This window comes from Marivivens sp. LCG002 (assembly GCF_030264275.1).
Lineage (GTDB): Bacteria > Pseudomonadota > Alphaproteobacteria > Rhodobacterales > Rhodobacteraceae > Marivivens.
Genome location: NZ_CP127165.1, coordinates 1,535,658 through 1,554,419, shown reverse-complemented (window position 1 = coordinate 1,554,419; position 18,762 = coordinate 1,535,658). Strand labels below are relative to the sequence as shown.

The 18,762-nt window shown below is 58.1% G+C and carries 18 protein-coding genes and 1 tRNA gene; 8 read left to right on the top strand and 11 right to left on the bottom strand.

The window, feature by feature from the left end:
• Positions 1–123: 123 nt before the first annotated feature.
• A complete protein-coding gene (acnA, locus tag QQG91_RS07700) occupies positions 124–2,814 on the bottom strand; it encodes an aconitate hydratase AcnA (protein ID WP_285769644.1) in 2,691 nt (896 codons plus the stop codon).
• A 268-nt stretch (positions 2,815–3,082) separates the two neighbouring features.
• On the opposite strand from acnA, the gene QQG91_RS07695 reads away from it, so the two are divergent.
• Positions 3,083–3,787, top strand: coding sequence for a DUF1223 domain-containing protein (locus QQG91_RS07695; protein ID WP_285769643.1), 705 nt, complete (start codon positions 3,083–3,085; stop codon positions 3,785–3,787).
• Here QQG91_RS07695 and QQG91_RS07690 read toward each other — a convergent pair.
• From QQG91_RS07690 to QQG91_RS07680, 3 genes are all read right to left on the bottom strand, one after another.
• The gene (locus QQG91_RS07690; protein WP_285769642.1) at positions 3,784–4,668 is read right to left on the bottom strand and encodes a lysophospholipid acyltransferase family protein; all 885 of its coding nucleotides are present in this window, start codon (positions 4,666–4,668) and stop codon (positions 3,784–3,786) included. The genes QQG91_RS07695 and QQG91_RS07690 overlap by 4 nt on opposite strands.
• A gap of 54 nt (positions 4,669–4,722) precedes the next feature.
• Positions 4,723–5,748 (bottom strand): FliG C-terminal domain-containing protein, encoded by a 1,026-nt coding sequence (locus tag QQG91_RS07685; RefSeq protein WP_285769641.1) that lies wholly within the window; start codon positions 5,746–5,748, stop codon positions 4,723–4,725.
• 64 nt (positions 5,749–5,812) lie between these two features.
• Positions 5,813–6,298, bottom strand: a complete 486-nt coding sequence (locus tag QQG91_RS07680) for an autoinducer binding domain-containing protein (RefSeq protein WP_285769640.1) — start codon at positions 6,296–6,298, stop codon at positions 5,813–5,815.
• A 107-nt stretch (positions 6,299–6,405) separates the two neighbouring features.
• Here QQG91_RS07680 and QQG91_RS07675 point away from each other — a divergent pair, with 107 nt between their 5' ends.
• A complete protein-coding gene (locus tag QQG91_RS07675) occupies positions 6,406–7,032 on the top strand; it encodes an autoinducer binding domain-containing protein (RefSeq protein WP_285769639.1) in 627 nt (208 codons plus the stop codon).
• A 39-nt stretch (positions 7,033–7,071) separates the two neighbouring features.
• On the opposite strand, the gene purB is transcribed toward QQG91_RS07675, so the two are convergent.
• Positions 7,072–8,376, bottom strand: a complete 1,305-nt coding sequence (gene purB, locus QQG91_RS07670) for an adenylosuccinate lyase (RefSeq protein ID WP_285769638.1) — start codon at positions 8,374–8,376, stop codon at positions 7,072–7,074.
• Positions 8,377–8,568: 192 nt separating this feature from the next.
• Here purB and QQG91_RS07665 point away from each other — a divergent pair, with 192 nt between their 5' ends.
• Positions 8,569–9,450, top strand: a complete 882-nt coding sequence (locus QQG91_RS07665; RefSeq protein WP_285769637.1) for an endonuclease/exonuclease/phosphatase family protein — start codon at positions 8,569–8,571, stop codon at positions 9,448–9,450.
• A gap of 13 nt (positions 9,451–9,463) precedes the next feature.
• Entirely contained in the window at positions 9,464–10,192 is a 729-nt protein-coding gene (locus QQG91_RS07660; RefSeq protein ID WP_285769636.1) for a heme-dependent oxidative N-demethylase family protein, read from the top strand.
• Here the strand turns inward: QQG91_RS07660 and QQG91_RS07655 are convergent.
• The 3 genes from QQG91_RS07655 to QQG91_RS07645 form a co-directional block, all read right to left on the bottom strand.
• Positions 10,189–10,398 carry a hypothetical protein gene (locus QQG91_RS07655; RefSeq protein WP_285769635.1) on the bottom strand — a complete coding sequence of 70 codons (210 nt, stop codon included), beginning with the start codon at positions 10,396–10,398 and terminating at the stop codon, positions 10,189–10,191. The two genes, QQG91_RS07660 and QQG91_RS07655, sit on opposite strands and share 4 nt — an antisense overlap.
• A gap of 199 nt (positions 10,399–10,597) precedes the next feature.
• Entirely contained in the window at positions 10,598–12,004 is a 1,407-nt protein-coding gene (gene glnA, locus QQG91_RS07650) for a type I glutamate--ammonia ligase (RefSeq protein WP_285769634.1), read from the bottom strand.
• Between the two features lie 38 nt (positions 12,005–12,042).
• Positions 12,043–12,381, bottom strand: a complete 339-nt coding sequence (locus QQG91_RS07645) for a P-II family nitrogen regulator (protein WP_285769633.1) — start codon at positions 12,379–12,381, stop codon at positions 12,043–12,045.
• Between the two features lie 279 nt (positions 12,382–12,660).
• On the opposite strand from QQG91_RS07645, the gene QQG91_RS07640 reads away from it, so the two are divergent.
• The gene (locus tag QQG91_RS07640; RefSeq protein ID WP_285769632.1) at positions 12,661–14,160 is read left to right on the top strand and encodes an NAD(P)H-hydrate dehydratase; all 1,500 of its coding nucleotides are present in this window, start codon (positions 12,661–12,663) and stop codon (positions 14,158–14,160) included.
• A gap of 56 nt (positions 14,161–14,216) precedes the next feature.
• Here the strand turns inward: QQG91_RS07640 and QQG91_RS07635 are convergent, their stop codons facing one another.
• Positions 14,217–14,684, bottom strand: a complete 468-nt coding sequence (locus QQG91_RS07635) for a Hint domain-containing protein (protein ID WP_285769631.1) — start codon at positions 14,682–14,684, stop codon at positions 14,217–14,219.
• A 140-nt stretch (positions 14,685–14,824) separates the two neighbouring features.
• Between QQG91_RS07635 and QQG91_RS07630 the strand changes: the two genes are divergently transcribed.
• The 3 genes from QQG91_RS07630 (at position 14,825) to QQG91_RS07620 (ending at position 17,448) form a co-directional block, all read left to right on the top strand.
• Positions 14,825–14,909, top strand: a tRNA-Leu gene (locus QQG91_RS07630).
• A gap of 410 nt (positions 14,910–15,319) precedes the next feature.
• Positions 15,320–16,651 (top strand): trigger factor, encoded by a 1,332-nt coding sequence (tig, locus tag QQG91_RS07625; protein ID WP_285769630.1) that lies wholly within the window; start codon positions 15,320–15,322, stop codon positions 16,649–16,651.
• A 119-nt stretch (positions 16,652–16,770) separates the two neighbouring features.
• Positions 16,771–17,448 (top strand): DUF4336 domain-containing protein, encoded by a 678-nt coding sequence (locus QQG91_RS07620; RefSeq protein ID WP_285769629.1) that lies wholly within the window; start codon positions 16,771–16,773, stop codon positions 17,446–17,448.
• On the opposite strand, the gene QQG91_RS07615 is transcribed toward QQG91_RS07620, so the two are convergent.
• On the bottom strand, positions 17,437–18,057 hold the full coding sequence (locus QQG91_RS07615) for a LysE family translocator (protein WP_285769628.1): 621 nt from the start codon (positions 18,055–18,057) through the stop codon (positions 17,437–17,439). The two genes, QQG91_RS07620 and QQG91_RS07615, sit on opposite strands and share 12 nt — an antisense overlap.
• Positions 18,058–18,175: 118 nt before the next feature.
• Positions 18,176–18,760 (bottom strand): 50S ribosomal protein L9, encoded by a 585-nt coding sequence (gene rplI, locus QQG91_RS07610; RefSeq protein ID WP_285769627.1) that lies wholly within the window; start codon positions 18,758–18,760, stop codon positions 18,176–18,178.
• Between the last annotated feature and the right edge of the window lie 2 nt (positions 18,761–18,762).

Below are 18,762 nucleotides of genomic sequence, written 5' to 3'. Positions count from 1 at the left end.
ATAAACCTAGGGAAAACCCGTGTATCTTCGATTTTGATCGGGGAAGATGGGCGCAAGCGCGCGGCGCATAAAAAAATCGCGCCCCGAAAGGGGCGCGATCTGTTTCGCAGTCAAAGCTTCGGATTAGGAGGCTTTGGCAAGGTTGCGCAGCACATAGTGCAGAACGCCACCGTTTTCGATGTATTCGATTTCGGGTGCGGTATCGATACGGCACTTGATGTCGATGGTCTTGGTCGAACCGTCGGCATAGGTGATGTCCGCCTGAACGATTTCGAGCGGCTTGACGGTGTCGAGACCACGGATCGAAACCGTTTCATCGCCGGTGATGCCGAGCGATTTGCGGTTCTGGCCGCCGGTGAACTCGAAGGGGATCACGCCCATGCCAACGAGGTTGGAGCGGTGGATACGCTCGAACGACTCGGCGATCACGGCCTTGACGCCCAGAAGAGCGGTGCCCTTGGCAGCCCAGTCACGCGACGAACCTGCACCGTATTCGATACCTGCGAAGATAACGAGCGGGGTGCCCTGTTCCTGATAGGCCATCGACGCATCGAAGATCGAGGTCTGTGCGCCATCCGGTCCTTTGGTGTAGCCGCCTTCAACGCCGTCCAGCATCTCGTTCTTGATGCGGATGTTGGCGAAGGTGCCACGCATCATGACTTCGTGGTTGCCGCGACGTGCGCCGTAAGAGTTGAACTCACGCGGGGAAACCTGACGTTCGGTCAGATACTTACCTGCGGGGGTCGTCTCTTTGAACGAACCTGCGGGCGAGATGTGGTCGGTGGTGATCATATCGCCGAGGATGGCCAGAACCTTGGCACCCTCGATGTTCTTGATCTCGCCCTTTTCCATGCCCATGCCCTGGAAATAGGGCGGGTTGGCGATGTAGGTCGAGGACGCCGGCCAGTCGTAGGTTTCTGCTTCCGAGGTCTCGACCGACTGCCATTTGGCGTCGCCCTTGAACACGTCGGCATATTTCTTGACGAAGGCTTCGCGGGTAACGACTTCGTCGACCAGCTTGGCGATCTCGTCGTTGGTCGGCCAGATGTCCTTGAGGTAGACGTCCTGACCGTCCTTGCCCTTGCCGAGCGGCTCGGTGGTGAGGTCGATGTTCATGTCGCCTGCAAGAGCATAGGCCACAACGAGCGGCGGCGAAGCGAGGTAGTTCGCGCGAACGTCGGGCGAAATACGGCCTTCGAAGTTACGGTTGCCCGAAAGAACTGCGGTTGCAACCAGATCGCCTTCGTTGATCGCCTTGGAGATTTCCGGCTGGAGCGGACCCGAGTTGCCGATACAGGTGGTGCAGCCATAACCGACAAGGTTGAAGCCCACGGCATCGAGGTCTTCCTGAAGGCCAGCGGCTTCAAGATATTCGGTCACAACCTGGGAACCCGGTGCGAGCGAGGTCTTGACCCAAGGCTTGCGGTTGAGGCCGAGAGCGCGCGCTTTGCGGGCAACGAGACCTGCGCCGATGAGCACATAGGGGTTCGAGGTGTTGGTGCAGGAGGTGATCGAGGCGATCACGACCTTGCCCGAGGACATGGTGTAGTCTTCGCCATCAACGGGGACTTCTTTGCCCTGTTCGCGCTTGAACGAGGTTTCCATCTCCTTGGCGAAAGCAGCCTTGGCACCCGTCAGCGGCAGATAGTCCTGCGGACGCTTCGGACCCGAAATTGCGGGAACGATGGTGCCCATGTCGAGTTCGAGCGTCGAGGAGTAGATCGGCGCATAATCCGCACCGCGCCAGAAGCCGTTTTCTTTGGCATAGGCTTCGACGAGCGCAACGCGGTCTTCGTCACGGCCCGTCTGGCGGAGGTAACGCAGGGTTTCGTCGTCGATCGGGAAGAAGCCGCAGGTCGCGCCGTATTCGGGCGCCATGTTCGCAATGGTCGAACGCTGGGCGAGCGGAAGCTTGTCGAGACCTTCGCCGTAGAATTCGACGAACTTGCCGACAACGCCGTGCTTGCGGAGCATTTCAACGACTTTGAGAACAAGGTCGGTGCCCGTGGTGCCTTCGACCATTTCGCCGGTGAGCTTGAAGCCTACGACTTCGGGGATCAGCATCGAGATCGGCTGGCCGAGCATTGCCGCTTCGGCTTCGATACCGCCGACGCCCCAACCCAGAACGGCAAGACCGTTCACCATGGTGGTGTGCGAGTCGGTGCCGACGAGGGTGTCGGGATAGGCAACGGTTTCACCGTTCTGGTCGGTATCGGTCCAGACGGTCTGGGCGAGATATTCGACGTTCACCTGGTGACAGATGCCGGTGCCCGGGGGAACAACGCGGAAGTTGTTGAACGCGCCCTGACCCCACTTGAGGAACTGGTAGCGCTCCATGTTGCGCTCGTATTCGCGGTCGACGTTCATCTGGAACGCGCGCGGGTTGCCGAATTCGTCGATCATGACCGAGTGGTCGATCACGAGATCGACGGGAACCAGCGGGTTGATCTTTTTCGCGTCTCCACCAAGCGCCTTGATGCCGTCACGCATCGCAGCAAGGTCGACCACCGCGGGAACGCCGGTGAAGTCCTGCATCAGAACGCGGGCAGGGCGATAGGCGATCTCGCGCGCGCTGTTGCCACCGTTCTTGGCCCAATCGCCGAACGCTTTGATGTCTTCGACCGAAACCGAGAAACCGTTGTCTTCGAAGCGAAGCAGGTTTTCGAGAACCACCTTGAGCGAAGCGGGCAGCTTGGAGAAATCACCAAGTCCGGCTTCCTGCGCGGCGGGAATGGAGTAGTAGGCAACCGACGTGCCACCGGCTTTGAGCGTGCGGCGGGTCTTGGCGGTATCTTGGCCGACCTGAATGGGCATTGGATATGTCCTTTTGTTGGCGTTGGCGTGGGGTCTGCGTGCTTTTGCCCTAGGCAGCGCGTGCAATCAAGGGCTCAGATGGCGCGTTGTATACCATTGCACACAATTAATGCCAAGGGGTGGAATGAGACTTTGTTGATCCCCTTTTGACGCAGGGGCAACAGGCGAATTGACACATTTGGTGACAAAAATTCGCGATAGCTTGATTGGCACCCGTCGTCTTGTTCGGTTACACGGTAAGACAGCTGCCACTATTGCGGAAATTTTGATGCGCACTTTGATCTTGTCTGTGCTGTTCGGGCTTGGAATGTCGACGCCGACTTGGGCGCAGGACGCACGGCAAGTGCCTGTTGTGGTTGAGCTTTTCACCTCGCAAGGGTGTTCGTCATGCCCGCCCGCGGATGAAATGCTCACCCAGCTCGCCCAAAGCGACGAAGTGCTCGCCTTGGCTTTGCACGTGGATTACTGGGATTACCTCGGCTGGACCGATGAATTCGCCAACCCCAAATTCACCCGTCGCCAAAAGATTTATGCCCATAACGCGGGCGAGCGCACCGTCTACACGCCGCAATTCGTCGTCGCAGGTCAAACGGCCGTTGTCGGTGCACAGCCCGTCGCCCTCATGGATGCGATGCGTGTCTCGCTCGGCGTCGGTGGACGGGTCGAGCTTTCGTCTTCGCGCTCGGGAGACGTTCTCTCGATCAGCGCGCGCTCCGTCGGTCCGCTCCATCACCCCGTTGTGGTCCAGATTGTGCGCTTCAGCCCTTCGGAGCAGGTTGCCATCGAGCATGGCGAAAATGAAGGCAAGATCATCGATTACGCCAATGTGGTGCGGGATTGGCAGATTGCAGGCGAGTGGAGCGGTGCACAGCCGCTCGAGGTCGAAATCCCCGTGCAGGGTGCGCTTCCGATTGCAGTGATTTTACAAGAGGCAGGGCAGGGCGCCATCCTCGCGGCCAATCGAATCGACTAGCTTTTCCAACGGCGATGCACCCAGAACCATTGGTCTGGGTTTTCTCGCACGCGAGCTTCAAGCCGCGCAGTGATTGCCTTGGTCATCGGGATCGGCTCCTCGATTGGCACGGGCGCTTCGAGCACGCAGCGGAACCCGAGCCCGTCGGGCTTTCGTATGCCGAAAAACGGAATCACGACCGCATTGCAGCGTTTGGCCAGACGCGCAGCCGAAACGGGCGTGTCGCACTCTACCCCCAAAAACGGGAGCTTCTCGCCGTCGGGATCGTGCACGTCGATGAACAAAATTCCGATACCGCCGTTCAGGAGATAGCGGTGGAACGCGAATGTTCCCTCGCGCCCCTGTCGGAACACCTGACCGCCGAGGATCTCGAGCGTTTGTTCGTAATGGGCATCAAAATGGCGGTTCGACATCGGGCGATAGATGCCGCCGATGGTATAGCCCAGATCCGTAAGAAGATGGCGCGGCGCTTCATGATTGCCGAAATGGCCAGCGACCATGAGAACGGGGCGGCCTTCTGCCTTGGCCTGCGCGAGCGCGGCAAGACCTTCGCCTTCGAGAACGGTGCCTTGATCCCTTAGAAACTTGCCGAAGTCTTTGCCGAAAAAATTCTCGCACAGGGTCCGGCCGAAATTGTCGAGCATTCTGTCGGCAAAAGCGTCCTTGTCCGCGGCGGACATCTCGGGGTGGATCAGATCGAGGTTCTGAAGGATGCGGCGCTTGTATCCCGCGATGGGGCCTAGAAATTTCGCCGAGAAGCGACCGAACCAAGCCACACGCGCATCATAGGGTTTGCGTCCGACATACCCGAGCACAGCCTGAAAAATTTTGTAACTGACCCAGTCTTCGATCAGTTTAAGTCGGCTGCGCTGTTCGGCCATTCCCGCTCCTTTTCGTTTCCCCTTATTAGGGGGGGAGCGGGAGTGCGGCAAGTCCTAGCCGTTTTGCTTTTGTCGCAAGGTGATGTCGCCGCTGGCCTCGAGTGATTTGATGGCGGTGACAAGCGCCTTGTGCGCATCTTCGCCGTCCTTGGCAGACACGGTGCCGCGCTCCGCGATCTCTTCGCAAAGCGCGGTGGAGAGGCGTTTCGAGATATTGGCGAGGATGAATTCGGCGATGGCCTCGGTCTTGCTGCCTTGGGACATGGCAAAGGCCAGCCCGCTGACGAGCAGGTCTTGGGGAATGCCGCGCAGGATGCTTGGCATATCCTTGGGTTCGATCCGTTCGGCGATATCGGCAAAGGTAAAGATCGACTCGCGCACGGCGCTTGCAAATTCCGGCGTATCCTCTTCGAGCGCGCCGAGAATGGCGTCGCGCGTGGCGCTGTCGGCCGAGTTCAGGATATCGGCCACCCGTTTGCCCGAAGGCGTGTCAAATCCCTTTGGCCGTTCGATACAATGGGCGTCGGCCAAGGCATGGCCGATGGCGAGGATCACTTGGGGCGGGGTGACTTCGACGCGGGACATGGTTTGGGCGATGCGTCTGGCGGTCGGCCCGCTCAGCGCCCGCAAAAGGTCGGCAGCCTCGGTCACGGGAAGTTTGGAGAGCCAGATCGCCCCCACTTCGGGCGCTTCGACTGATGCGACGCGCGCCCGCGTTTCGGGATCGAGTGCGGCAAGCCGCGTCCATGGATCAAGCGAGGGCGCGCCAAGGGTTTCGGCGCGGAGCCGATTTTGGGCCGCACTGCTCAGATAGGGAGATAGGCTTTCCGCCGCCGCCCGAAGCCCATTGCCCGAGGGCAGCGCAAGAGCCTCGAGCTCGGCATTGAATTCGGCGACGATACGCGAGAGCGTGTCCTGATCCACATCGGGCAAATCGCCAAGCTCTTTGGTCAGCGAGACCTGAACATCCTCGGGCAGGGCATCGAGCGGCAGCGGGCTGCCCTTGTCGATGAGGTAGCGAAGGATGATTGCGGCTTTGCGCCGTTTGTTCACGGATTGCGCCATAGGGCCATCGAGCATGGTTGCACCTCCTACCGAAAGCATTGGCGCAAATAGCTGAACAAATCCTTACCCGAGGGCGATGTCAGATCCCGACCGACACTTGCGAAGCAAAAAACCGCAGCTGTTCACGGGCGCTTGGATCGATGGCTTCAAACTGACCGATCTGCTGGTCCAGCGTCTCGAAGAGGTCATGCGTCTCGCTGCATTCGGCATCCGTGAATTCGCGATCCGCACGCGAGAAACCGCCGAAGCTTTTGGCGCCATGCCGTTCGGTCGAACAGGCGACGCCATAGACAAGCCCATAGGTCGCAGCGTCATGGAAAATTGTTTGATCTCCGGACGTAAGGTCACTCCAGCGCGCGACGCCGCTGTTGTTTAGACCCCAGATCACGACCGGATCGTCGAACATGTAACCCTTGGCGGAATAGTGTTTCGACCACTCGGGCGAAAAGGTCTGGAATAGATAGGTCGGAGTGGTAAAGTTGATCCGCATGGCAAGTGCAAAACCAGAAGGCGCAATGTGCTTCAGAGCCTCCAAGGTTTTCGCGATGTCGGAAATCGATGTCATTGTGGAACCTTTGGCCGAGTTGTGGGTTCATCGTATATATTTTTAACGGACACAAGTATAACGTGTGCGACTAAGGTCGCAGTCTCATTTATCGACGAGGTGGAAGAGTGACGCTTCCAATGAAAGTCATCAGCAAGCTCACGCAAGCGCAGCTCCAAGAGCTTGCGCCCTGCGGGCATTATATCGCCTTGCGGATCGGGTTTGCCTTTCCCAAAGAAGAAGTAAACGCGCTGCCTGACGCTTGGGTCAAGCTTTACACCGAAGAACGGCTTGTTCTTGCGGACCCAGTGCTCAGATGGGCTTACCGTGTCGGCGGCGCCATCCGTTGGAGTGATCCCGCCTTTTCGCAATATGCCGAATTCTTCCAGAAAGCGGCGCGCTTCGGGCTGCGCTACGGGGCGAGTTTCACGTCCAGTGACAAGGGCAAGGGCGGGCAAATCTCGGTTGCGCATTTCGTGCGTGAGGATCGCGATTTTACCGATGAGGAAATGGTCCTGTTGCGCGGTCATCTCGAGGCGCTCCACCGCGAAAGTGCACCGCCCACCAATCTCACCGATGCCGAGATCGAAACGCTTTCACTTGTCAAAGAGGGAATGCGGCTCAAACAGGCGGCCCATGTTCTCGGGATCAGCGAGGGGGCGGTCAAACTTCGCCTTCGCAATGCCAAAGCCAAGCTTGGCGCGGCCACGAGCACTCAGGCCGCCACGATGGCGAGCGCGCACGGTCTTATATAGCTGTGCCAAAAGAAAAGGGGCCGCGAGGGCCCCTTTTTGTTATGCGCCGAACACGCGGCGGAAGATCGTATCTACATGTTTGGTGTGGTATTCCATGTCGAACTTTTCGTTGATGCCGTCCACGCCGAGTGCTTTGACGACCTCTTCGTCGGCAAGCAGTAGTTCACGGAAATCAAGTCGCTCTTCCCAGACCTTGAGCGCGTTGCGCTGGACCATGGAATAGGCGTCCTCACGCGACACACCCGCTTGGGTCAGGGCGAGAAGCACGCGCTGCGACATCACAAGACCAGGGAATTTGTTCATATTGTCGAGCATGTTCTGCGGGAACACGAGCATCTTGTCGATCACACCGGTGAGACGGTTCAGTGCGAAATCGAGCGTGATGGTCGCATCCGGCCCGATGCCGCGCTCGACCGAAGAGTGCGAAATATCGCGCTCGTGCCAGAGAGCAACGTTCTCCATTGCGGGGATAACGGTCATACGCACAAGACGGGCAAGACCCGTCAGGTTCTCGGTCAGAACGGGGTTCTTCTTGTGCGGCATCGCGGACGAGCCTTTTTGACCCATCGAGAAGAACTCCGCACCTTCGAGAACTTCGGTGCGCTGCATATGGCGGATTTCGATCGCGACGTTCTCGATCGACGAGGCGATCACACCAAGGGTCGCAAAGAACATGGCGTGACGGTCACGCGGGATCACTTGGGTCGAAATCGGTTCGGGCTTGAGGCCGAGCTTCTCGCAGACGTGCTCTTCGACGCGCGGGTCGATATTGGCAAAGGTGCCGACAGCGCCCGAGATGGCACCCGTCGCGACTTCTTCGCGGGCAAGCTTGAGACGGGCAAGGTTGCGGTCCATTTCGGCATAGAAACGGGCAAAGGTCAGACCCATGGTGGTGGGTTCTGCGTGGATACCGTGGCTACGGCCGACGCGGACGGTGTTCTTGTGCTCCATCGCGCGCTTTTTCAGCGCAGCAAGAAGCGCCTCCATATCCTTGATCAGGATGTCGGATGCGCGGACGAGCTGCACGTTGAAACAGGTGTCCAGAACGTCGGACGAGGTCATACCCTGATGGACAAAGCGCGCCTCTTCCGAGCCGACGTGTTCGGCAAGGTGGGTGAGGAATGCAATCACGTCGTGCTTGGTGACGGCTTCGATCTCGTCGATGCGCTCCACGTTGAATTCGACGTCCTTGGCTTTCCAGACGGCTTCGGCGTTCTCGCGCGGGATCACGCCCAGATCGGCCTGTGCGTCACAGGCATGCGCCTCGATCTCGTACCAGATCTTGAACTTGGTTTCAGGCGACCAGATGGCAACCATATCGGGGCGGGCATAACGGGGGATCATAGCGAGCAGCCTCTTTGTCATAAGGATTGGCTGCCTCTTAATGCCAAGGGGGGCTGGCGGCAAGGGCGATGGGGACAATCCTTGCGTGCAAGGTATCCAAATGCATCGGCAGGTTCGCGCTTGAACCGGTCTTCTGCGATTGTCAAAGCGGAAAACTTTGGTCAGGTTCTGGCAAAAGCTTGAAGTGAGCAGATGTCGACGTTCTTGAAAACACTTGCGGTTTTGGTCCTGATCGGAGTTGGCTTTTCCCATTTGGGAGGCTGGATCGCCTTTGCCGACTCTTTGGCGGTGGTGCGGCCGCTGTTGCTTTTTGCGGGTTATATCCTTGCCTTTGCGCTTTTGTTCCTGCGCGCGCGGCTGCTCGCGGCCTTTGTCCTGTTCGGTTTTGTGGCCTCGACCGTCGATACGGTTTGGGCGCTCCATGGCGGGCAGGGCGAGGCTGGAACCCTTTCGCTCTATCAAAAGAACATGCTTTGGAACGGAACCGACCGTCAGTCGCTCCTTGATGATATTCTGCGCGCAGATGCCGATTTCGTCACGCTGCAAGAGACGTCGAACGACAATATGGGCATTCTCAAAGGGCTCGAAGGAGTCTATCCGCACCGACTTGCCTGCACGACACCCGGGAATGGGGGGATCGCGATCTATTCCAAGTTTCCGCTGATCCAGCCCGAAGCGAAATGCGAATTCGGCGATGGCGTCGTGCTTGCTCAGGCCCAGATGCCCGACGGTGGGGCGATCTGGGTGGCCTCCGTTCACTTGAACCGCCCGTTCCCCTATACCCAAGCCAACCAGGTGCCCGGGATCGTGCGCGGCCTTGGCGATCTCGACGGCCCGATCCTGATCGGCGGGGATTTCAACATGGTGCCTTGGGGCTCTGCGGTGCGCCAGATCGAACGCGCTGCCAAGGTCGATCGCTTGGGCGGGTATCTCACTACGTTTCCGTCCTTTGGCTGGAAGCTGATCCTGCCGATCGACCATATCCTGATCCCGAACACGGGCGAAGGCTTTGTCGAAGTGCGGCCCTTGCTCGGATCGGACCATCTCGGGCTCTTGGCGCGCTTCTCGATTTAGGAAAGGATCGGGTATGACAGTCATTCTCCAAGACCATATGCCCGAAGACCAGCGGCTGGCGGCCGCGTTTCCCTTGCCCAAGATGCAGCCCGTGACGGGTCCGCTTTTGCGCGTGGACGAGGCCTATGGCGCTCAGATCGCGGAGAAGCTTCGTCTGATCGCGGCCAATAGAGACGCCCATATCGCGGTCACCACAGGGGCCGAGGCGGCTGTCTTGGAGCTGTATGACTTCATTCTGGCCGAGGTCGAGACACTGGACGGTTTCGAGCGGAGCAGAAACGGGATGATCTGCCCCGATGGGCGCTGCGTCGTCCTTGACCGCTCGCGTCCATTCGAAACCCTTTCCGCTCTGGTGCAAGAGGATCTCTGTATCCTGCAAAAGCGGGGGGACGAGCATGTCCTGACCGCCGCGCTCTTGGGGTTTCCTGCGGCTTGGACACTCGGGGAAAAGATCGGCCATCCGCTCACCCGCATTCACATGCCTGTGCACCATTATGACGCGTCCATCGCGGCGCGGGTCCAGAGGTTCTTTGACGGGGTGCAGGTCGGGCGACCGCTCTGGCGGGCGAATTTGCTCCGCTATCAGAACCCCGAGCTCTATCAGGCGCATAGCGAAGCGAACCCGCGTCCCGTGGGAACCGTCGACAGTCCTTATATCCGAAGCGAAAGGCAGTCCGTCTTTCGGCTTCCCGAGACGGATGCCGTGGTCTTTTCGATCAAAACGGTGGTGATCAAAGCCTAGCGCTTGATAAGACTGCGCAACCGTTCGAGCCGACTTGGTGATTTTTCCATGTCTTCGCAAATTTGCGGATGGATGTTTTTCGGCTGGCTGCCATTCAAACGGCCCTGACGCACCAATTGCGCCTTCCAGCGCTTTTCAATCGCTGCAATGCGTTCTGCGGCGGAGAGGTCCTCAAAGGACAGGGGTGTTTTTTGATCGAGAGCCATAACGCGCCTGAAAACTAACGAAACAAAGATGCCTATATGCATCCCTGCGTTTCCTGTTACGGCTCGATTGGGGCGGGATTTAGCCCTCTTGGTGCGAATATTCTGACTTTTGTCGTCAATTTTAACGGCATGACCTGTTGAATCCCCAAAGAAAAAGGGCACCCGAAGGTGCCCTTTCCCGAAGATCGCAACAGCGCGATTAGCAGCTGTAATACATCTGGTATTCGATCGGGTGCGGCGTGTGCTCGTAGGCGTAAACTTCTTCCCACTTGAGGTCCATGTAGGCCTGAAGCTGCTCTTTGGTGAACACGTCACCAGCGAGGAGGAAGTCCATGTCTGCTTCGAGAGCTTCGAGAGCTTCGCGGAGCGAACCACAAACGGTCGGGATTGCTGCCAGTTCTTCCGGCGGCAGATCGTAAAGGTCCTTGTCCGACGACGGGCCCGGATCGATCTTGTTCTTGATGCCGTCAAGGCCAGCCATGAGCAGAGCCGAGAATGCGAGGTAGGGGTTCGCAGCCGGATCGGGGAAGCGGGCTTCGACGCGCTTGGCCTTCGGCGACTCCGACCACGGAATACGGACGCAACCCGAACGGTTACGAGCCGAATACGCACGCAGAACCGGAGCTTCGAAGCCCGGGATCAGACGCTTGTAGGAGTTGGTCGAGGGGTTGGTCAGCGCGTTCAGAGCCTTGGCGTGCTTGAGGATACCACCGATGAAGTAGAGAGCTTCCTGCGAAAGATCTGCATACTTGTCGCCGGCGAAGAGAGGCTTGCCGTCTTTCCAGATCGACATGTTCACGTGCATACCCGAACCGTTGTCGCCTTTCATCGGCTTCGGCATGAAAGTTGCCGACTTGCCGTAGGACTGCGCTACGTTGTGGATGATGTACTTGTACTTCTGGATGTTGTCGGCCTGCTGGACAAGACCACCGAATATCATGCCAAGCTCGTGCTGACAGGTCGCCACTTCGTGGTGGTGCTTGTCGACTTTGATGCCGATACGCTTCATGGTCGAGAGCATCTCGCCGCGGATGTCCTGGGCTTCGTCGATCGGGTTGACCGGGAAGTAGCCGCCCTTGTGACCAGCACGGTGAGCGAGGTTGCCCATTTCCATTTCTGCGTCGGTGTTCCAAGCAGCTGCTTCAGCGTCGATCTGATATGCAACCTTGGCCGGAGTGACCGAGTAACGCACGTTGTCGAAGAGGAAGAATTCAGCTTCGGGGCCGAAGTAAGAGGTGTCGCCGATACCCGAAGACTTGAGGTAAGCTTCGGCTTTCTTGGCGATCTGGCGCGGGCAACGGTCGTAGGCTTCGCCGGTGTCGGGCTCGACCACGTCGCAGTGGATGGCAAGGGTCGATTCTGCGTAGAACGGATCCATGTAGGCCGACGAGGTGTCGGGCATGAGTTTCATGTCGGACTGGTCGATCGACTTCCAGCCTGCGATGGACGAGCCATCGAACATGAAGCCTTCTTCGAGGAAGTCTTCGTCTACGAGATCGGATACAACAGTTACGTGCTGCAGCTTACCCTTGGGGTCGGTGAAACGGATGTCGACATATTGAATGTCTTCATCCTTGATGAGTGCTAGAACTTCCTTGGTGTTCATCCCTAGTTTCCTCTTGGACTGAATTCTTAAGGGGCGGATTAGAGGGCGTCGTCGCCCACTTCACCGGTGCGGATGCGGATTGCCTGTTCGACCGGAGAGACGAAAATCTTTCCGTCGCCGATCTTGTCGGTTTTGGCAGCGCCGATGATGGCTTCGATGGCGCTTTCGACTTGATCGTCGGCAAGAACCAGTTCGATTTTTACTTTGGGCAGGAAGTCGACAACGTATTCTGCACCACGATAAAGTTCAGTGTGACCCTTCTGGCGACCGAAGCCTTTGACTTCGACAACAGAAAGACCCTGAACGCCCGCTTCTTGCAGCGCTTCTTTGACTTCATCAAGCTTGAACGGCTTGATAATCGCCTCGATCTTTTTCATGGACGCGACTCCCTCCAGGTATGCTTCAATGGGCGTCAGATCATTTCTGGCTGACATGCACAATCGAGCGGCGCAGGACTCGCGCCTTCGGATCGGCAATTCCCTACCTGTTGCTTAAAAAATGTGCAATATGATTGATGAAGGGGCAGTTTGAAAACTTTGACTGCACATTTGAGTGCCTCTTGACCCCGAAGCGCCTATTTCCCGATCAAACCCGAGCCAGAGACTTGCGCGGCGTCCGTCACTGGAAGAGCTTTGGCAAAAGGCGGGAGCACTCTTATGCATGATCTTATCACGGCTGCACAGATGAGGGCGGCTGAAAAGGCGGAAATCGACGGCGGACGCGCCAGCGGGCTTGATCTGATGGAGCGGGCAGGGCGCGGAGTGGTCGAGGCGCTTTTGAAGGCGCGTCCCGACTTTGCCTATGCGCCGCAATCGGTTGCGGTGCTTTGCGGGCCGGGAAACAACGGCGGGGACGGCTATGTGATCGCGCGGCTTTTGGCCGAAAGGGGTTGGAAGGTCGAGGTTTTTGCCTTTGGCGATCCGGACCATTTGCCGCCCGATGCACGCCTCTCTTTCGAACGATGGAGCAAAGTCGGGACAGTTTCCCCGCTCGAGGCGTTCCGAGGCGGGCAAACAGTGGGCATCGACGCTCTGTTCGGAACGGGGCTTTCGCGTGCCATCCCCGAGGCGTGCGGTGCGGCGCTCGGTCTCCTGCGCGATATGTATGTGGTCGCGGTCGATTGTCCTTCGGGTCTTGATGTCGATACGGGGCGGTGGCTTGGACCCGAGCATCTCCCCGATCTTTGCGTGACGTTCCACAAGGCAAAGATCGGCCATTACCTGACCGAGGTGAGCAAGCTCGCCCCAGTGATTGTGGACATCGGTTTGACCCGCGACGAATCGCGGGGCGTTGACCTGATCTCTCCCGACAAGGCTTGGCTTGATCGGGTCGCTTTCGGATATGCACTCGGGGCGCATAAATACGATCGTGGTCATGCGCTTGTGCTTGGTGGCGGTATCGCGCGGGGCGGAGCGGGGCGTCTCGCTGCAAGGGCTGCGCTTCGGGCCGGAGCGGGGCTTGTCACGCTTGCGGTGCCCAACGCGGCGCTGGCGGAAAATGCAGCGCGTCTGGATGCTGTGATGCTCAAGCCCATGGACAGCGCCTCGGAGCTCGCCGCGATTTTGCAGGATGCGCGGTTCGCGTCGATCTGCCTCGGCCCCGGTCTTGGGGTTGGCGACGAGACGCGGGCGCTGGTCGAGGTCGCTTTGACCGATCCCAAGCGCCGCGTTGTGCTTGATGCTGATGCCTTGACCAGTTTTGCACACGATCCCGAGGCGCTCTTTGCGCTTGCTAAGGGGCAAGTGGTGATCACCCCGCATGAAGGCGAGTTTGCACGGCTCTTTCCCGATCTCGCCGAACGGGAGCGCAGGATCTCCAAGATCGAGGCGGCACGCATGGCGGCGCAGCGTTCTGGAATGACCGTTCTGTTGAAAGGGGCGGCAACCGTGATCGCTTCGCCCAACGGGCGCACGTCGCTTTCTGCGGCGCTCTATGATCGGCGGGCGCCTTGGCTTGGCACTGCGGGTGCGGGTGATGTGCTTGCGGGGATGATCACGGGGCTTGTCGCGGGCGACAGTGCGCAAGCGCAGTTTCACGACAGAATCGCGGCGGCCGCTTGGCTTCATGCCGAGGCGGCGCGTGACTTCGGGCCCGCGCTTATTGCCGAAGATATCGCCGATCAGATTCCGGCTGTGCTTCGGACTTTGGGGTATTGAAAAAGGGAACGCCGCCCAAGGGGCGGCGTCGGAGGTCCAGTCTTGGGGTTGGACGCTTAAACTTCTGTCGTCGCAACCTCTACGCCATCGGCATAGATGATGTGTTGACGATCGAATTTGAGATCGAAAATCTTGACCTGCGCTTTTGCGGCTTGCGAAATGAATTCGCCATCAACCAGGCGACGGGCAGGGACCAAAGCGGGGGATTTTCCGAAGAGAGCCTGTGCACGCCAGTCACGGATGTGGATCAGCGTATCGGGCGAGGTCAGCATTTCCGCTTCGGGGCGGTTGTGGCCGAGCGAGCCGGCTTTGATCTTGATCGGTGTCATGGTGACTTCGGTTGCGGCGATACCCTTGAGCACGGCCATGCCTGCGTCGCGGGTGATGATGCGGTCACCGATCTGGAGATCCTCGACCTTCATCTCGCCATTGAGCGTGAGGACCGTGGTTCCAGCCACAAGGCCGGTGCGCTTGGTGAGCGCCACGTTGAACGTCTGGCCGGTTTTCTCGATTGTGGTCTGCATAGTCATCTCCGCCTTGTAAGCTTGGATCTAATCTACGGATAGATTGTGTCCGAATTTAGTTCTCAAACGGATAATTTTGCGAACAAACGGAAATTTAGGTCTCGCAACCCCTGAAAACCTTTGCTAGATGCAGCCGCAGTGCGGGTGTGGCGAAATTGGTAGACGCACCAGATTTAGGTTCTGGCGCCGCAAGGCGTGGGGGTTCAAGTCCCTCCACCCGCACCAACTCCTTGATATTCCAGAAGAATTACACTTCGTGATTTCGGCGCGAAGCTCACCCTTTGCGGGAGTGCCGTTTGCCGCGTTCAAAGTGGAATGGCTGTTCCCCATGGTGCCGCGCGGGATTGCGGCGGAGCGGGTGACTCGGATTTTAACGATATTTCGAGCGCGAATGAGGCGCAAAGAGTGGCGAAATTCTCGAAAGGATAGATTCGCGGCGCCGTTTTTCGGCCTGATCCGAGGTCAATTCCGCTGCCTCTCATGTTGCAGCAAAAGAAATGGCTTTGCGGGACGGTTGAAATGGAGGGTTTCGCCCTTTTCGCCTTGCTTTGGGGCAAGACCGCCAATAGAAGGGCGTCTGATTTAAAGGCTTGGCCGCAAGGGCGGCCTGACAGAGACGTAGAAGGACGCAAACCATGCAGGTCACCGAGACCCTCAACGAAGGCCTCAAGCGCGGCTACACCATCACCGTAACCGCTGCTGAACTCGAAGCCAAAGTAAACGAGAAGCTGATTGAAGCTCAGCCCGAGATCGAGATGAAAGGCTTCCGTAAGGGCAAAGTGCCGATGGCCATGCTCAAGAAGCAGTTCGGTCAGCGCGTGATGGGCGAAGCCATGCAGGAAGCCATCGACGGTGCGATGAACGAGCACCTCGAAACCTCGGGCGACCGTCCCGCGGCTCAGCCCTCGATGAAAATGGCCAACGAGAACTGGAAAGAGGGCGACGACGTTGTTGTCGAAGTAGCCTACGAGCGTCTTCCCGATGTTCCCGCTGTCGACTTCTCGGGCATCAAGCTCGAGCGTATGGTCGTCAAGGCCGACGACGCTTCGGTGACCGAAGCTCTCGAGAACCTTGCCAAGACCGCCAAGCAGTTCGAAGCCCGTCGCAAGGGTTCGAAGGCCAAGGACGGTGATCAGGTCATCATCGACTTCGTTGGTAAGGTTGACGGCGTAGAGTTCGACGGCGGCAAAGCCGAAGACTATCCGCTCGTTCTCGGCTCCAACTCCTTCATCCCCGGTTTCGAAGCCGGCGTAGAGGGCATGAAAGCCGAAGAGACCAAGGACGTCGAAGTCAAGTTCCCCGAGAACTATGGCGCCGAGAACCTTGCCGGTAAGGACGCTGTCTTCACCGTCACCGTCAAGGAAGTCAAAGGTCCGAAGGACGCCGAGATTGATGACGAGCTGGCCAAGAACTTTGGTGCAGAGAGCCTCGAAGCTCTCAAGGGCCAGATCGCCGAGCGTCTTGAAGCAGAATACACCGGTGCGTCGCGCGCTGTTGTGAAGCGTGCGCTTCTCGATGCGCTCGACAAAGCCGTTTCCTTCGACCTTCCGCCGAGCCTTGTCGAAGCAGAAGCCAACCAGATCGCTCACCAGCTCTGGCACGAAGAGAACCCCGAAGTTCACGATCACAACCACGCTGCGATCGACCCGACCGACGAGCACAAGGCTCTGGCCGAGCGTCGCGTCAAGCTTGGTCTTCTCCTTGCCGACGTAGGCCAGAAGGCAGACGTCAAGGTTTCGGACGCCGAGCTGACCCAGGCTGTTATGAACCAGGCACGTCAGTATCCGGGCCAAGAGCGTCAGTTCTTCGAGTTCGTTCAGCAGAACGCCCAGTTCCGCCAGCAGCTTCAGGCCCCGATCTTCGAAGACAAGGTCGTTGACCACATTCTCGAAAACGCCACCGTGACCGAGAAAGAAGTGTCCAAGGACGATCTTCAGAAGGCCATCGAGGCTCTCGACGAAGAATAAGTACGGCTCAAATGTCGTTCCAAGGAAAAGCGCCCAATCGGGCGCTTTTTCGTTTTTAAGATTGTTTAATTCATATGGTTCGATATCTTCTGGTTGAATAAGACTGGAGACTCTTATCGTTGGAGTTAGGGCAAGACATTTGGCTCTTTGACGGCACAACGCTGGATCTGGCGGGATTCAAATATCCGACCAGAATGGCTGTTATCCGTCTCGAAAATGGTGAACTGGTTGTCTGGTCACCCATCGAAGCATCGGACGCGCTTTTGGAGACCGTGGGCTCTTTGGGCAAAGTGGCGCATTTCATCGCCCCCAATGCCTATCATCATCTGTTCTTGCGGGAATGGATTCGCGCGTTTCCTGCAGCCAAGCTTTATGCGCCGGCTTCGTTCTCGAAGCGGCACCTTAACGTCTATGTGGACGAGGTGCTTGAGAACTTTGACTTCAATGGCGAAATTCTCATGTTCTGTTATCCTACGGTGCATTGGGACGAGGCCGTCATCTATCACGCCAAAAGCCGAACAATGATTTTTGCGGATGTTCTCCAGTGTCTACCGCGGTCGAATTTCGATGGTTGGCGTAGGTGGGTTGCCATATTGAATTTGATCACGGGCGAATTGCCCGCCGTGCCGCGAAAAACCCGATTTTTTACCGAGCGAAAGAAGGCGCGGAAGACGGTCAAAGCGATGCTGGCACTTCCGACCGAGAATGTTGTGATCGCCCACGGGTCTTGCGTCTTTGGTCAGGGCAAAGACGTCTTGGTCAAAGCCTTTGAATGGTTGAGCCCCTCAGCGGGTTGAGAAGGCGATCCAGACGGCAATCGCCGCAAGGGCGAGGGAAAAGCCAAGCCGCACGCTCGCTTTGCTGCGCCATTCATCAAAGAGATTGCCGATCGTGCTTCCCAATACAACGATCAGGGTATGGACAAACGCGGCAATCAAAAGGTGGATCCCGCCGAGTGCAAGGATCTGGAGCCAGATGGCACCTTGCTCGGGGGCGGTGAATTGGCCGACCACAACCATATAGAAGACGAGCGCCTTGGGATTGAGAAGGTTCGACACCAGCCCGCGTCGGAACGAAGCGTTCAAATCGCTTGATGCGGGGGCATTCTCGGCGGTTTCGACCCAAGCCCGCCAAGCAAGATAGAGCATGAAGCCAACGCCCGACCAGCGCAGCGCCTGAAACACGATGTCCGATTGCCCCGCGATGGCGGCGAGCCCTGTTGCGGCGGCGACCACCTGAACGGCAAGACCGAGCGTAATTCCCAGAACCGCGATGAGCCCTGTCTTGCGACCTTGCTGCGCCGAGAGTGCGGCGAGCCAGCCCATATTCGGACCGGGCGTGAGTTCGATCATGATCATTGCGATCATGAAAGACGTCCAACTGACCTGAGAGAGAAAATCGAGCATGGCGCCTCCTTGCCTTATCGACGCTAGGGGCAAAACGGGCGAGGGGCCAGAGGGTGACGCAAAAGAAAAGGCCGTGCACGAGGCACGGCCTTTGACTTGTCGCGAAACTGCGGGACGATTACTCGTCTGCGCCGTCTTCGTCCGAAGCAGCACCACCGATATCGTCGAACAGGTTCGACATTTCGAAATCGGCAGCAGCTTCTTCTTCAGCTGCGAGTTCCTGGATCGACTTGCCCGAAGCCTGAATTTCGGCTTCTTCGGTCGAACGAGCAACGTTGATCGTGATCTGGGCAGTGACTTCGGGGTGAAGCACAACGTTAACGGTGTGCAGGCCGAGGTCCTTGATACCGGCGAGCAGAACAACCTGCTTGCGGTCGACCGAGAAACCACCAGCGGTCGCAACATCGGCGATGTCACGCGGAGTGACCGAACCGTAGAGCGAACCACCGTCGGAAGCCGAACGAATCACGATGAACTGCTGGCCGTTCAGGCGATCAGCAAGTGCTTCTGCTTCTTTTTTGGTTTCGAGGTTGCGGGCTTCGAGCTGAGCTTTGTCGGCTTCGAAGCGGGCTTTGTTGGCCTCGTTTGCACGAAGGGCTTTGCCCTGCGGCAGGAGGAAGTTACGTGCGTAGCCGTCCTTTACGGAAACGACATCGCCCATCTGGCCAAGCTTGGCCACGCGTTCAAGAAGGATAACGTCCATTG

What these genes read in the sequence shown, in the direction of transcription:
- acnA (WP_285769644.1), bottom strand. Translation starts at nt 2,814, where the DNA reads ATGCCCATTCAGGTCGGCCAAGATACCGCCAAGACCCGCCGCACGCTC.
- QQG91_RS07695 (WP_285769643.1), top strand. Translation starts at nt 3,083, where the DNA reads ATGCGCACTTTGATCTTGTCTGTGCTGTTCGGGCTTGGAATGTCGACG.
- QQG91_RS07690 (WP_285769642.1), bottom strand. Translation starts at nt 4,668, where the DNA reads ATGGCCGAACAGCGCAGCCGACTTAAACTGATCGAAGACTGGGTCAGT.
- QQG91_RS07685 (WP_285769641.1), bottom strand. Translation starts at nt 5,748, where the DNA reads ATGCTCGATGGCCCTATGGCGCAATCCGTGAACAAACGGCGCAAAGCC.
- QQG91_RS07680 (WP_285769640.1), bottom strand. Translation starts at nt 6,298, where the DNA reads ATGACATCGATTTCCGACATCGCGAAAACCTTGGAGGCTCTGAAGCAC.
- purB (WP_285769638.1), bottom strand. Translation starts at nt 8,376, where the DNA reads ATGATCCCCCGTTATGCCCGCCCCGATATGGTTGCCATCTGGTCGCCT.
- QQG91_RS07665 (WP_285769637.1), top strand. Translation starts at nt 8,569, where the DNA reads ATGTCGACGTTCTTGAAAACACTTGCGGTTTTGGTCCTGATCGGAGTT.
- QQG91_RS07660 (WP_285769636.1), top strand. Translation starts at nt 9,464, where the DNA reads ATGACAGTCATTCTCCAAGACCATATGCCCGAAGACCAGCGGCTGGCG.
- QQG91_RS07655 (WP_285769635.1), bottom strand. Translation starts at nt 10,398, where the DNA reads ATGGCTCTCGATCAAAAAACACCCCTGTCCTTTGAGGACCTCTCCGCC.
- glnA (WP_285769634.1), bottom strand. Translation starts at nt 12,004, where the DNA reads ATGAACACCAAGGAAGTTCTAGCACTCATCAAGGATGAAGACATTCAA.
- QQG91_RS07645 (WP_285769633.1), bottom strand. Translation starts at nt 12,381, where the DNA reads ATGAAAAAGATCGAGGCGATTATCAAGCCGTTCAAGCTTGATGAAGTC.
- QQG91_RS07640 (WP_285769632.1), top strand. Translation starts at nt 12,661, where the DNA reads ATGCATGATCTTATCACGGCTGCACAGATGAGGGCGGCTGAAAAGGCG.
- QQG91_RS07635 (WP_285769631.1), bottom strand. Translation starts at nt 14,684, where the DNA reads ATGCAGACCACAATCGAGAAAACCGGCCAGACGTTCAACGTGGCGCTC.
- tig (WP_285769630.1), top strand. Translation starts at nt 15,320, where the DNA reads ATGCAGGTCACCGAGACCCTCAACGAAGGCCTCAAGCGCGGCTACACC.
- QQG91_RS07615 (WP_285769628.1), bottom strand. Translation starts at nt 18,057, where the DNA reads ATGCTCGATTTTCTCTCTCAGGTCAGTTGGACGTCTTTCATGATCGCA.
- rplI (WP_285769627.1), bottom strand. Translation starts at nt 18,760, where the DNA reads ATGGACGTTATCCTTCTTGAACGCGTGGCCAAGCTTGGCCAGATGGGC.